The following is a 13797-nucleotide window of genomic DNA, read 5'->3' on the forward strand; positions in this document are numbered from 1 at the left end:
CCTACAGCGTTTCTCGGTTGAGTGTAGTACGAGTAGATAGGTAACAGAGGCTAGGTGAATGTACCTGACTGGAATAAAATCGTTGTACTACCCTAAGAGATGATTTATAAAGTAAACCTTAAATTGGCTCAATATGCTTAATATTTATTAATCCCTACTCCCCTAAATTTGCTCTTAATAAACTTAATTTAGCGAATATAATCTTAATATTTATTAAATTTCACAAATAATAATTATAATTTTTATTACATATAAATTGTATTTTGTAAGTAAATCATCAAAAGTATTGACAGAAAATTTACCTATTAAATAAAATACTGGCAGATATAGATTATATCTAATAGCAAAAGTTACGAAAATTATTTGCTGAAATAATAATAGCAAGCAGAACAAAAGAATTGGGATAAAAATCATGAAAGCTCAAATTATTGCTGCTTTAACAGTTGTTGCAGCCATTGTCAGCTTAGAAAACCCGGTTCGCGCTCAGTCATTAACGGCTCCCAATGTCAGCCAGGAAAACTACAAAGTAACTAGTGATTCTCTAGAAGGAATTGGGACAAGAACAGCCGAAGATGACTTTATGAAATTCTTTGAAGGAGGAGAAATAAGCCGCACCTCTAACAATACTCAAACAAAGAAATCACCGACTGATGGACTGCGTTTTAATCGAGCGATCGCACTTCCCAGTAACTCGATTTTTTTTACTACCCGCAGCTCAATCTACAGATGGTAATAATGGGTTAGAACTACAGTTAGATTTAGGTAGTTAGACAAGTAAAGAGGAAATGGTTGTGAAGGGAATGACAATTGTGATTTCCTATACAAATTACATTGACAGGTGACAGAGTTAAACGTTATTCTCTGATTTCCTAAGCATCTTGGCTACTGCGATAAAAGACATCTTGATAGTAGAGATATAGCTATGCTACGTCTCTACTATTAAATTTTTCATGGGAACTTCAAAACCCTTACACCATCAAACCCCCAGACCCATTCTTAACAGTCAGTGGGAAAAAACAAAACTATATTAAGAAAGGTTGATTAAACTAAAACCCTATTCCCTTCTGCGTCCTGCATTTTCCCAAGTACAAATATTTACGTCGCACTACTTAAGTCTTGATATAGTATTTTTTCTAGCTTGATGGTACAATTATACTACTCATGCAGAAATCAATGCTCGTTTTAGTCAGGCGAAGGTGGCCAGTAGTTTTATGACTAGTGTGCAACGCCATCGCTTGGCTTTTATGCTAGAAATAACGCACAATAGACAGTTTATAAATTAATTCATAATTACGGATTACGGATTAGGAATTATTGAGATTAGGAGGGATTCGATGAACAGTTGCGTTTTAATGGCAGATATTATTCAAGAGCCACAATTACGCTACACAGCAGATAATCTGGCAGTTACAGAAATGCTAGTACAGTTTTCTAATTCCCAGCGCCCGGAAGATCCGCCAGCAACGTTGAAAGTGGTCAGTTGGGGAAATTTAGCGACCGAGGTGCAGCAAAATTATCATCAAGGCGATCGCGTTATTATAGAAGGCCGTTTAGGGATGATCACATTCGAGCGTCGTCCCGAAGGTTTTAAAGAAAAACGTGCCGAACTGACAGTACAACGCATTCATCCTGTAGGCAAAGGTTTCGTTACTACTTCATCAATTCCAGAAACCTACTCACAACCAGCAACTTCAGCTTCAACATATACTCAAGCTGAGGTTCCCAGTTATGATTCACCCCGTCCCGCATCTGCGCCTGCTACTAGCAATGTTAGTGTTGCGCCGCCAGTTAAAAACCCTGAACCAGTATATCAACCAAGCAATTTTGAGCGTAGCTATACGCCACCTACAGAAGAACCAGATCCAGATGATATTCCGTTCTAAACTGGACTTATCATTCAGGTTACAAGGGCGCAGAGGAGCAGAGGATAGGGTTTTGCTGTTTCTGCACACATGCAGTGAATCATAACTGCTCAGTGGGATAGGATATAAATCAATACGGTTCAGTTAAGATCCTCCCACCTGCGGCGACTCCTTAAAAATGGGGAACCGGAAAAACATATATCAAAGTCCCCCTTTTTAAGGCTACTGTGTTGCGGAGGACAGTGGCGTGGATTTAGGGGGAGCGAAATATGTGCAACTTCACATTCAATTGGTATTACTGGCTAAAGTTACGGAAAAACCGGATTTATTTAGTTTGTTAAATAACGTTGATATATTTCTTCACATATTCTTGAAACTGCTGTTCCTTTGCGAGTGATGGAGTTTATGAGATAATCTCTTGCCATATATTTAACATCAAGTAAACATTTCATTTCTTCATTGAGAATATCCCAGGCATTTTCCTTCTGTACAAAGTAAGTAGCTTCATACCAATCTGCACAATGCAAAATCAGTTCTGACATTCTTTAGCAATCCCTAAAGAGCTGACATATTTATAAATGCGAAAAGTCGGATTCATCGAATCTTATCGGAAAAATGGGATATGAGAATTGTAGAGTAATCTATAGTTCTAGAATCTAACTACCCTCATCGTTACATAATGAACGCTGAAGCAGCATTAGCATGGTTAGAGACCATCATTCCTGCTCAAACTGGGGAACGGTTGAGCGAATTGCAAAAAGTTATTCTTCAGCAGGTTTGGTTGGGTAGAAAATATTTAGATATTGCCCATGCTTACGGCTGTACTGAAGGACACGTTAAGGATGTTGGCTCACAGTTATGGAAGTTACTGTCTCAGGTGTTGCGACAGAAGATTACTAAAAGTAATTGTCGCGCTACTTTGGAACGAGTTCTGAGAAAAACTTCTGCAATATCAGGGTTGATTCATGACTTACCATCGCTACCACAAACTGTCCCCAAATTAGAAGATACTAGTTTTATTGGGCGACAAGATGCGATCGCTCATTTGAATACTCTGGTAAATCAAGGCGCGAAAATCATTGTCATCCAAGGTGAGGGAGGTTTAGGCAAAACTACTCTCGCCCAGCAATATCTACAAACCCAGGGTTTTGACTTGGTTTTAGAACTATTAATGGCGAAGGAAAGCCAAAATATCACTGCGGCGGAACGGGTGGTAGAGGAATGGTTGAAACAAGACTTTGGGGAAGAACCAGGAATAGAGTTTGGCGTAACGTTAGGAAGACTAAAGCGCCAACTACATAATCGGCGAATTGGAATTTTAATTGATAATTTAGAACCTGCATTAGATCAGCAGGGAAAGTTAATTGCGCCTCACCACAGCTATGTAGAACTGTTGCGGGTTTTGGCTGATGTGCGGGTGCAGTCTGTTACTTTGATTACTAGCCGCGATCGCTTGTGCGAACCAGGATTAAATGTCCATCATTATCGGCTTCCCGGTTTAGATCAAAGCACCTGGCTAAAGTTTTTTAGCAACCGTGGGTTAACGATTAATCTTTCTACTTTGCAACAAATACATCATACTTACGGCGGTAATGCCAAAGCAATGGGTATTCTGTGCGGTGCAATGCAGGAGGATTTTGGCGGTGATATGAGTTTATATTGGCAAGCAAATCATGATGATCCTTTAGCCGCCACCGATTTAAAAAATTTAGCCGTTAGTCAAATTAATCGTTTACAAGCCCTTGATGCTCAAGCTTATCGTTTGCTGTGCCGTTTGGGCTGTTATCGCTACCAAGATATACCCACGATTCCATTTCCAGGGCTGTTTTGTTTACTTTGGGATGTTCCTCCGACTGAACATCGTCAAATTATTGCTTCTTTAAGAAATCGCTCTTTAATAGATTGTAATCAAGGCGAATATTGGTTACACCCGGTAATTCGCGCCGAAGCGATCGCCCGGTTACGCACTAGTGATGAATGGGAAATTACAAATCACAAAGCCGCCGAATTTTGGACAGCTAGTGTTACACAAATCGCTACATTTGAAGATGCTTTACAAGCTTTAGAGGCATACTATCATTACATCGAAATTAATGAATTTGAGTTAGCTGGTAAAATTATTCTCAAAAGTCGCAATAATCAGTGGCAACAGTTTTTACCTCTGGGTAGTACGTTATATCGAATGGGACTAATTCAGCCTATTTTGGCGGCAATTAATCAAGTAATTAACAATATTGCATCAGAAGAAAATATTATTGAATTATATAATATTTTGGGCGATTTATATTGGATAAACGGGAAAATTAATCAAGCGATCGCCTGTCAAGAAAAAACTATCAATTTAGCCACACAAGCACTAAAATCACTTGTACCGCAGTTAGAAAATAAACATCAAGTGTACTATCTGCGAATGTTAGAAGTCGATTCACTGTTAAGTATTGGTCTTTACAAAATAGACTTGTGGGAACTAGAATCAGCCCTCAATTTATTTCAACAAGTAATTTACCTGGCTCAAAATACCGCACATCATCGCTGGGCAGAAAAAGCCTCTGTATGTTTAGCATTAGTTAATTCCTATTTAGGATTTTATGATGCGGCTGATGAATTAGCCAATGCAGCTTATGAAAATATTGCAAACGAGAAATTACTCAAGACGGGAAGATTTGCTTATTTCCTCCAAATTTTAGGTCAAACATATCTCAATTTAGGTGATTTATCTAAAGCAAACCAAATTTTTCAGCAAGCGTTGACCTTTGCCGAAGTAGGTCATTATATGCAAGTCAAAGCGAAAACATTAAATGGTTTAGCAGAAATTTATCGCCAACAAGCAGATTATCAATTAGCCCTTGCTCATCACACAGAAGCTATCGAACTTTTAGAGCAAATAGGCGCTAAATGTGATTTAGCAGAAGCGTATTTTCAATTAGGCTTAACTTATCAACAACTCGCCAAGACTGATGTCAGCCAAAGGTATTTTCAGCAAGCAATTCAGTTATTTACGGAAATCAAAGCACCGAAGCAAGTTGAGAAGATATATAAAAGTTTGTCTATGCAGAATAGACAAGGAGGACAAGGGAGATAGAAGTGTGGATAATTGATTTTTTGGAATACCCTAAGAACGAAAAATAAAAAAGCATGGTATTAATTAACTAATACCATGCTCATCAAATTATCCAGTAAATCTAGCGTGCCATACCATGAGCCGAAGCGGCATCAATTGGCTTCATTAAGTACAACTTCAAGAACTGCCAACCATTGGAGATATATAATGGCAACTTCTGGAAGAATTGGAAGAATTTAGGTGTTTTGGAGTTAGCGATCGCGCTCAATTTTTCGTTATTCTTAACACATAAATCTAGGCGATCGTAAAACTCTGGATTTTCCACATCCAACATTACCGGGAAGACTCTACCTGCGGTTTCATTGGTTTTCTTGATGACGTAGATATCATAGTCTCGTGCATCCAAACCAATAGCAGCGTAAAAATCTTTGCGCTGTAAATCATTAAGATACATGGTCACAAATACAGACAACAAGAAAAAGCGACTCCAAAGTTTTGCTTTCCAGTCGTTCAGCATTTGTGGCTGCGCTCTCATAATGGCATCAAAGAAATCGCCGTGACGGTTTTCGTCTTGACACCAGTTTTCAAAGAACCGGAAAATTGGATAAATTCTGTCTTCGGGATGCGCTTCCAGATGACGGTAAATGGTGATATAACGCCAATAACCGATTTTTTCGGAAAGATAAGTGGCGTAGAAAATGAATTTTGGTTTAAAGAAGGTATAATTGCGGCTCTTGGTTAAAAACCCTAAGTCAAGAGACAAATTAAAGTCTGACATCGCTTTGTTCAAAAAGCCAGCGTGACGTGCTTCATCCCGTGACATCAGGTTGAAACACTCAGCTAGGACGGGGCTTTTATCTTTTAAGCGACGACCTAATTCTTTGTACAGCAAGAAGCCAGAAAACTCTGCTGTACAAGAACGCTCTAGAAATTCAATGAACAACTGGCGAGTTTCCCCGTCGATGTGATCCCAGGATTGTTCAAACTCGGCATCCCGAACGAAGTGATGGCGGTTATAATCAGCGCGGAACTCTTCTAAGATGGCGATTAACTCATCTTCGTTTACAGAGATGTCCATCCGCGCCATCTCATCAAAATCGGTAGTATAAAACCGTGGTGTTAATAAGGTTTCTTTTGCCGGGACTTTAATCCCTGGCCGTATTTCTTCAAAGCCTGGTTTTTTGAGGGAATCTACCATGTCTTGATTGCCACGAGTGTCTTTATTATCTTGATTACGCCCTTTGGGTTGTGCAGTTTAGACCGCTTAACCTGAAAGTCAATGGTAATACTTTCATTGGGCGCAGCAAAGGACAATAATTAATTTGTATAAAATTCAGTCTACCAAGGTGTAGAGGAAAACTGGTATGTGAAACGTTAAGAGTTGCAACAACTCTACATAAATCTCCCAGCTTTTTAAGAGCGACTCTGAACAATCGCAGTTATTTCATCGTTCTTGCTTTGGACAAGCATAAGCATTAGACTTTAAAAGATTTTCCTCAGCCCCAGATGCGTGAGAAATCAGGGTAACTTCACCCGCACCATTGAAACGCCAACCATTAGCAGGTGCGATCGCCATTGTTTTTTCCATAGCAGGTGATTTAACATCTACAGGTAAATTTCGCCTAGCTGTCATTTCTCTTGTGCGAGTATCTGACCACAACACATCACCACCCAAAAGTTCATAGGGGTTAGTAGGTAAACCGCCACGTCCTGTCACCACAAATTGACTATTGTTATTTTCATCTTCTTTTGAACAATCAGCAGCGAGTAACGTTGAACTGTCAACAATACTAGTTGGTAATTCACTTAACCCCTGAATCGGATCAACCTGTAGTGTATTAATAGTCACCTCTCCATTGATCCCCAGTTGAGAACTAGCAGTAATATCACTAAATTGCGTATTTCGGAAACTTGGTGCAATCCCAAAAATGCTTTGTGCTGTAATATCTATTCTCCCACCCCTACCATTAAAAGCATTGGCGCTAATATCGCTATTTTCACCAGGAATAGCAATTAAAAAGTTGGTGTTGATATTGATGTTTCCGCCATTACCGCCTGCATTAGCGGTACCTGCATTGGCAGAAATAGTACTATTCTTTCGCAACAGCACAACATCTCTCACATTGAGATTAATATTTCCCCCTTCACCAGCAGTTGTCCCTGTTGTAATTGTTCCCTGATTATTCAATCCTAAAAGACGAGTATTAACTGTTATATCGCCAGCATTAGCGCGTTCAGTTCCACGTACACGCGCAAACAAACCACTATTAGCACCGTCATTAATAATTGAGTTACTACCAAATTCTGCCAAGCGTGCTGCAAAAGTCGGGTCACTACCACTAATGTTCACCCTATTTTTGGCTTCGATAGTAATGTTACCTGCATTACCAATATTGGAAGCACTGGTTAAAATTTGACCACCACCAACTAAATCAACGGTATCGGCAATAATATTAATGTTCCCTCCCCGACCTCCGCTACTACTACTAGCACTTACTAATGCTCCATCTGTTACCTGCAAACGACGAGTTTTAATATCAATATTCCCCGCTTTACCAATCGCATTACCTACAGTGTCAGTAAATAATCCTGAAGAGAAAAATTTGAAGTCTGGGTCTGGAGAAAATGCTATTAGCTTAACTGATTCTGTTGCATTAATTTGAATGTTTCCGCCATTGCGTGAGCCAGTGGTTATAGATGAAATTGCTGCACCATTCGTTAAAGTTAGGTTTCTAGTATTAATATCAATTAGTCCAGGACTAGCCATACTGTCTACAGGAGTTCCAATAAAACTCCTGTTATTCAATAATATATTTTGAGCATTAATTATTATGTTGCCAGAAAGTCCTGCATTGAAGGCAGATGAGTCTAGAGAGGAGGCATTTAAAAAGATGTCTCTAGCTTGGATATTCAGATTACTAGCATTGCTCGTACTTTCGTCAGTAGCAGTAGTACTTATGGCACTGTTGGTTAAGAAAACAGAATCATTAGCTTTTATAGATACTCCATTCGTATTACCATTGCCTGAATTAATGGAGTTCAATGTAGTATTTTTTAATAAAACAGAACCAGCTATTATTTTAATCCCACTTGTAGTACCAAAGCTACCACTATTAATATCACTATTAATAAAACTATTATTACTATTGACAGATTCTTTCGCCTCTATAAATACTCCCCCAGTACTTCCTCTTCCATAGTTACTAGCACTCAATGCAGTATTATCCAATAATACTGATTCAGCTTTGATGTGAACACCATCCGTATTGCCTGTAGCTGAAGAGAAAGAATTGCCCACATCACTTCTAATGAAACTATCATTCAATAAAACTGCTCTAGCTTGAATGTCAATACGTCCAGTATTACTTATCGCATAATCAAGACTGTTTCTAATACTATTAGTAATCACACTCTCTGTAATATTTATTCTTCCTGTGGCGTTAAGAATAATATCTCCAGCCTGATTGAAATTTCCAATTAGTCCACCTATTATTTGAGTATTGGAAATACTTAAATTATGGGCATTTATGCTCAAACTACCGCCGCCATTAGACCTCACATTTGCAGAGCCATTGAGAATCGAAATATCGCCTCTTATTAAATTATCAGGATAACTTAAATATAGATTCTGATTATTAGTATTTAATTCTACAGTTCCTTCTCCCGCTACCGCTCCTAACTCAATTCGTCCACCTGGAGAAGATAAATTTCCGCCGTCTATAGAGACTTTACCACCTAATAATAATAAGCTTTGACCATTATGAACTGATAGATTTGTATATTGGTTAGTAATAGAAGAATTATAAATTTGATTGAATAAAAAAGCTGAAGGATTGACTGTGAGTAATGCTGGATTATTTGGCACAGAAGCACTGAAGAAACCTTGATTGCCAAAAGCGATCGCATTAGCTGTGGTAGCGACAAATGAGCCACCAACATTTAAACTAGCATTAGGGCCAAATAATATTCCATTAGGATTAAGCAAAAATAAGTTTGGACTACCAACTCCAGAAGTTTTGAGAGTTCCGAAAATATCAGAACGACTTCCACCTGTTACCCGCACTAAAATATTCTGAATATTTGCACTAGGATTTATAAAATCGGCTGTGTGCATTTCAGGAACACTAAATTGCTTAAAACTATGAAAAAGGTTATTACCTGCTACAGTACCTGCCGTAATTTCCCATATCATATTATTGGGTGTAACAACAGAATTTTTAGGTAATGTTGTATCAGGAACAATTTGAGCCTGCGTAACGTTTATTGGAGTCAGACAACACCATATTATTCCACTCACAAAACAAGATTTTAATCTGAAATTTTTCATAGTTCTGTGTGCCTGAGATAATTATTAATGTATTTCAGAGGATGGTTGAAAAATATTTGGCAAGTATAGAATCCTAATTTGATTACTGAGCCTAATTGTATAGGCAGCGAATAGGGAACTCTTAACAGGAAACGGCAAAAATATATTTAGTAAGCATACTGATTTTTATAAAAAATCAAAATATGACTTTTATAAGTTGCCACTACACCAACAAAGTCTCTAGCGCAATTTATCTGCGAAGGTCATCTCTTACGCAACAATTGTCTTACCGCCTATGCTGACTAATAAAAAATCAAAGTTTTTCAACCCATACAGGTGGATTTTACTTATGTAGTTGCAACTTAATATTGGCCAGCAAAAGTAATTAACTAGACTTTTCAAAAAACTCCAATTTATGGGCAAGATTGGGGTGAAATTTGGTAATTAATTGTGTAACCTCTAAGATTCATCGAATTTGAAGTCACCGTTGCAAAATTCGCAGAAAAAAGCGTTTGTTGAGTTTGAATATCTGTAACTGCGTCATCAAATTTTACGGTTGTTGTACTGCCGAAACAAGTATCAAGATTAAGAGGGAACTCGTCACCTGGTTTCATTGACAAAATATTAGATTTTTTGACACTAGCACCTTGGACTGTGACAATTATTTGTCCTGCCTGATTACTAGAATTTTTTATGGATGTTACTCGTATTTGACTTAGAGTACCTACTATCATGAGAATAGGTGTCTGCATACTAATGCTATTTCCAATTACCATTTTTTCTAGAATCACTTCGTTAAAATTAGCTGCTAATGCAGAATTTATGGGAACTAGTATGTTTATAGATAGAATGACAACGAGCAATAATTTCCATAGCCGATTTAACCAAACTTGCAACATATCAACTAATTCCTAAGTAACCGCAATGAATTTTGCCTATTAGTTACAAAATAATGTAATTTTTCTACATTTTGACAGATATACTAGCCGTGATATTTAGCTTATTTCACGTTATTCTGTATAACTGATTTTATATAGAACTGAGGCTTGGATTTATACTACGGCCAAAACAGGATATTTGCTGGTTAAATTTTGTATTTTATCTAGATAAAAATAATTTAAACCAAATGAACCAGCGTAAATTGCTGATAGCAGAAAATTAATTAAAAAAGCTCAGGAAGTAGAAGGCAAGTTGAAACTAATGTCTTCCTCTGACTGCCTGAGCAATTATTCTTTTACTAAAGTAAAGTATTGGTTTGTAACAATAGTTTACTTATTGACTATTCGTACAATCTCTAGTTTCTACCCAGCCATTTTTGACTGTTCAAACGCCGCACTAAACCAAATACCAACAAATCTAGTGTAGTTTTACGTTCGTCAATTAAGAATGATTCAAGGGTACTGGGTCTTTTGCCTTCGTTGCAGGAAAAGCCTTTTTTCCCTTGAATATCTTCGTCGGGAAAATACACGTTAAATTGACGTTGACCGTTTTGCCAATTGCCAATAACTTGCCAGTATTCTTCATCGGAAGGTAAACCAGCGATTGGCAGTTTTTGTTTAGCAAAAGTTAATTGTAAATCTTGTACGCCTTCCTCCGCGATCGCCTTTTGCAAAGCTGGGATGTATTCTTGCTGGATAAACTCTGCAAACGGCTTATCTTCAACGGCTGGGGCTTTCTCTTTTTTGGCGGCTTTAGCGGCGGCTGGTTTTTCTGCACCATCGGCGGTTGGTTTAGCAGCGTTAGGGTTAGTTTTTGGGTTGGCTGCTTTGGGATCTGGCGCGTTGGCAGTAGGTATATCTGTAGCTACTGGTTCGCTGGTGCTGGGGGCGTTTGCTTCAGCAACAGTAGGAGCTTGTTTGTCAACAGTGCTGGGAGCTACCTCTCCCGCTTGATTGTGATTGGTTTCGTCTGCCATTGCTTAGGTCAATCCTTTATCTAGCTTTGGGAGCGATCGCTCACCTTTGTGTACTAATTTATCTTGATTTTGACATATAAGAGCTAATTGATAATCAAGAGTTAATAGTCCATAGTCAAAAGTCAATGGATGCTAGTTAAATTCCTTATATTTCTAGGGAGCAAATTTACTTCTAGTAGTTTAGGCGATCGCTTCCTGTACATCTTTGATTAATTCGTCCATTCTGGCTTTAGTCGTATTCCAAGAACACATAAAACGCACTCCTCCAACACCGATAAATGTATAAAATTGCCAATGTTTATCTTTCAAATTTTGAATAACTTGCTCTGGTAGTTTGACAAATACAGCATTAGCCTCGCGGGGAAACATAATTTCCACACCATCTATTTGTAATAGTTGATTTTCTAAATATTCTGCACATTGGTTAGCGTGTCGCGCATTTTTCAGCCACGCACCTGTTTCTAACAAACCCAACCAAGGCGCAGAAATAAACCGCATTTTAGAAGCTAATTGTCCTGCTTGTTTACAACGATAATCAAAATCTTCCGCTAATTTTCGATTAAAGAATATAATTGCTTCGCCCAAAGCCATACCATTTTTTGTCCCGCAAAAACACAACACATCTACACCACTTTTCCAGGTGATTTCTGCGGGGCTTTTATTCATCGCTGCAACAGCATTGGCAAATCGAGCGCCATCCATGTGAACTTTTAATTGATATTTCTGAGCAATTTCTTTAATTTGCCAAAGTTCTTCAATGGTATAGACTGTGCCTAATTCTGTTGATTGCGTAATACTAATGACTTTAGGTTTAGGAAAATGAATATCTGTACGCTTAGTAACAATAGATTCGATGCTTTGTGCTGTTAATTTGCCATTTTCTCCTGGAGCCAACAACAGTTTAGAACCGTTAGAAGCAAATTCTGGCGCACCACATTCATCTGTTTCTATATGCGCCGTCTCATGACAAATCACACTATGATATGACTGACATAATGCTGCTAAAGATAAAGAATTAGCTGCTGTGCCATTAAAGGTAAAAAATACTTCGCAATCAATTTCAAATAATTCCCGAAAATAGTCAGCCGCTTTTTGAGTCCATTCATCATTACCATAAGCCGGCGCACTACCAAGGTTAGCTTGAAGCATATACTCTAGTGCTTCTGGACAAATTCCGGAGTAATTATCACTAGCAAACTGTTCGGCGTTATTACTCATATTTTTAATGAATAGAAAATTACTGCAATATCTACAGCAGAATTCAGAATTCAGGAGTCAGAAGTAAGAATTCAGGAGAGAGAATAAACTCTCTACTTAGCTTTGAGAACTCAATTGTGTACTTCACTCACTTGAAATTTGCTGTAATTTTTAGTTTTAACTATAGCAATCCTACACCCTCACACTCTGACACCCAATCTTTGTACGTAAGTTCTAGTCATATTCCATAGTTGCAAAACAAAATCCACCTAAACAATTGTTTGGTGGATTAGTTGGTTATTTTAGTGGATCCGAGCAGAGTCGAACTGCTGTCCAAATTGGGTATTGACCCCCCGCTCATTCACAGGTTTAGCCTTTCTGACCCTCAAGGCGGGAATCGTTCATTGTCCCGAACGTAGGATGCTCTGATTAAGTCTTAGCCAGCAAGCCAACCAGAGAACACCTGCTGGAGCATCCGTTGGGGTTGGTCTCTAGCCCTTAACGGAGTCGGACTAAAGACGCTCGAACCTATAAGAGGCTATTAGGCAGCTACTAGGGCTTCCTTACGAGCAAATTTTACGATGTTATTCGCATTTACTTTTTTTTTGAGCCTGATATTTGCGAGAGAAGACTCACTCTCGACCTGAGTCACAGAGTAGCGTTCGCCAACCTGTCGAAACCGTTACGGACCCGTGTACTTGATATCTTTATTATAATTCGCGGTGAGGAAAATGTGTTACAAGATGACAAAGAAATATTAAACTCTCATTCTGTAACTTTAACTATAACTATCATGAGCCAGACTACAGGCAAAGTTCGCTGGACAATTCAAGATGTAGCAGCGTTACCGGATAACGAATGGATTCGGTATGAAATTATTGATGGAGAGTTATTTGTGACGCGATCGCCCCACCATAAACATCAGCACGTAATAGGATGTATTTTTTCCGTACTAAACACTTGGTCTTTAGAAAGTGGTTTGGGTGAACCTTCCATTATGCCAGGGCTGATTTTTTCAGACTCTGATAATGTAGCGCCTGATGTGGTGTGGGTGAGTTATGAACGGTTAGCACAAATTCAAGATGAAGCTGGTCATTTTCGCGGTGCGCCAGAATTGGTAGTAGAAGTGCTATCGCCGGGAAAAGCCAATGAAGACCGCGATCGCTTGGCTAAGTTAAAACTGTATTCGGTTCAGGGAGTGCAGGAGTATTGGATTGTCGATCGCATTACTCAAAGAATTGAAGTTTATCGCCGAGACAATGCTCAGTTAAAACTAGTGAATACATTACTCATCAATGATGTGATTACCTCACCGTTATTGCCTAACTTTGTTTGTGAAGTAGCAAGACTGTTTGTGTCACGAGGTTAGGAACAATTATTGAGTCTTTCTTTAGGTGCTAGGAAACAAAGCCAGATTCAAGGTAAGTTGTTATCAAACCTTGATCAACTCGCGCTA

General features: G+C 38.5%; 11 protein-coding genes and 1 other RNA gene. 4 read left to right on the forward strand and 8 right to left on the reverse strand.

Annotated features, from left to right (window positions below):
- The first annotated feature begins 412 nt into the window (after nt 1–412).
- Nucleotides 413–733 (forward strand): hypothetical protein, encoded by a 321-nt coding sequence (locus ACX27_RS17445; RefSeq protein WP_062294722.1) that lies wholly within the window; start codon nt 413–415, stop codon nt 731–733.
- A gap of 601 nt (nt 734–1334) precedes the next feature.
- On the forward strand, nt 1335–1883 hold the full coding sequence (locus ACX27_RS17450) for a single-stranded DNA-binding protein (protein ID WP_062294723.1): 549 nt from the start codon (nt 1335–1337) through the stop codon (nt 1881–1883).
- Nucleotides 1884–2191: 308 nt separating this feature from the next.
- On the opposite strand, the gene ACX27_RS17455 is transcribed toward ACX27_RS17450, so the two are convergent.
- Nucleotides 2192–2404: a hypothetical protein gene (locus ACX27_RS17455; RefSeq protein ID WP_062294724.1), complete on the reverse strand. Its 213-nt coding sequence runs from the start codon at nt 2402–2404 to the stop codon at nt 2192–2194.
- Between the two features lie 137 nt (nt 2405–2541).
- On the opposite strand from ACX27_RS17455, the gene ACX27_RS17460 reads away from it, so the two are divergent.
- A complete protein-coding gene (locus ACX27_RS17460; protein ID WP_062294725.1) occupies nt 2542–4944 on the forward strand; it encodes a helix-turn-helix domain-containing protein in 2403 nt (800 codons plus the stop codon).
- 100 nt (nt 4945–5044) lie between these two features.
- Here ACX27_RS17460 and acsF read toward each other — a convergent pair whose 3' ends face one another.
- The 7 genes from acsF to ssrA form a co-directional block, all read right to left on the reverse strand.
- Complete coding sequence (gene acsF / locus ACX27_RS17465; protein ID WP_062294726.1) at nt 5045–6121, reverse strand: magnesium-protoporphyrin IX monomethyl ester (oxidative) cyclase; 1077 nt, start codon at nt 6119–6121, stop codon at nt 5045–5047.
- 246 nt (nt 6122–6367) lie between these two features.
- Nucleotides 6368–9250: a two-partner secretion domain-containing protein gene (locus tag ACX27_RS17470; protein ID WP_062294727.1), complete on the reverse strand. Its 2883-nt coding sequence runs from the start codon at nt 9248–9250 to the stop codon at nt 6368–6370.
- 392 nt (nt 9251–9642) lie between these two features.
- Nucleotides 9643–10128 carry a hypothetical protein gene (locus tag ACX27_RS17475; protein ID WP_062294728.1) on the reverse strand — a complete coding sequence of 162 codons (486 nt, stop codon included), beginning with the start codon at nt 10126–10128 and terminating at the stop codon, nt 9643–9645.
- Nucleotides 10129–10523: 395 nt separating this feature from the next.
- Complete coding sequence (locus tag ACX27_RS17480; RefSeq protein ID WP_062294729.1) at nt 10524–11144, reverse strand: DUF2996 domain-containing protein; 621 nt, start codon at nt 11142–11144, stop codon at nt 10524–10526.
- A gap of 3 nt (nt 11145–11147) precedes the next feature.
- Entirely contained in the window at nt 11148–11270 is a 123-nt protein-coding gene (locus tag ACX27_RS34925) for a hypothetical protein (RefSeq protein ID WP_256364346.1), read from the reverse strand.
- 54 nt (nt 11271–11324) lie between these two features.
- Entirely contained in the window at nt 11325–12362 is a 1038-nt protein-coding gene (locus ACX27_RS17485; RefSeq protein WP_062294730.1) for a threonine aldolase family protein, read from the reverse strand.
- A gap of 282 nt (nt 12363–12644) precedes the next feature.
- Nucleotides 12645–13033: a transfer-messenger RNA gene (gene ssrA, locus ACX27_RS17490) on the reverse strand.
- A gap of 101 nt (nt 13034–13134) precedes the next feature.
- On the opposite strand from ssrA, the gene ACX27_RS17495 reads away from it, so the two are divergent.
- Entirely contained in the window at nt 13135–13710 is a 576-nt protein-coding gene (locus ACX27_RS17495) for a Uma2 family endonuclease (protein ID WP_062298403.1), read from the forward strand.
- Nucleotides 13711–13797 lie beyond the last annotated feature (87 nt).

Source organism: Nostoc piscinale CENA21, assembly GCF_001298445.1.
GTDB classification, from domain to species: Bacteria; Cyanobacteriota; Cyanobacteriia; order Cyanobacteriales; family Nostocaceae; genus Nostoc_B; species Nostoc_B piscinale_A.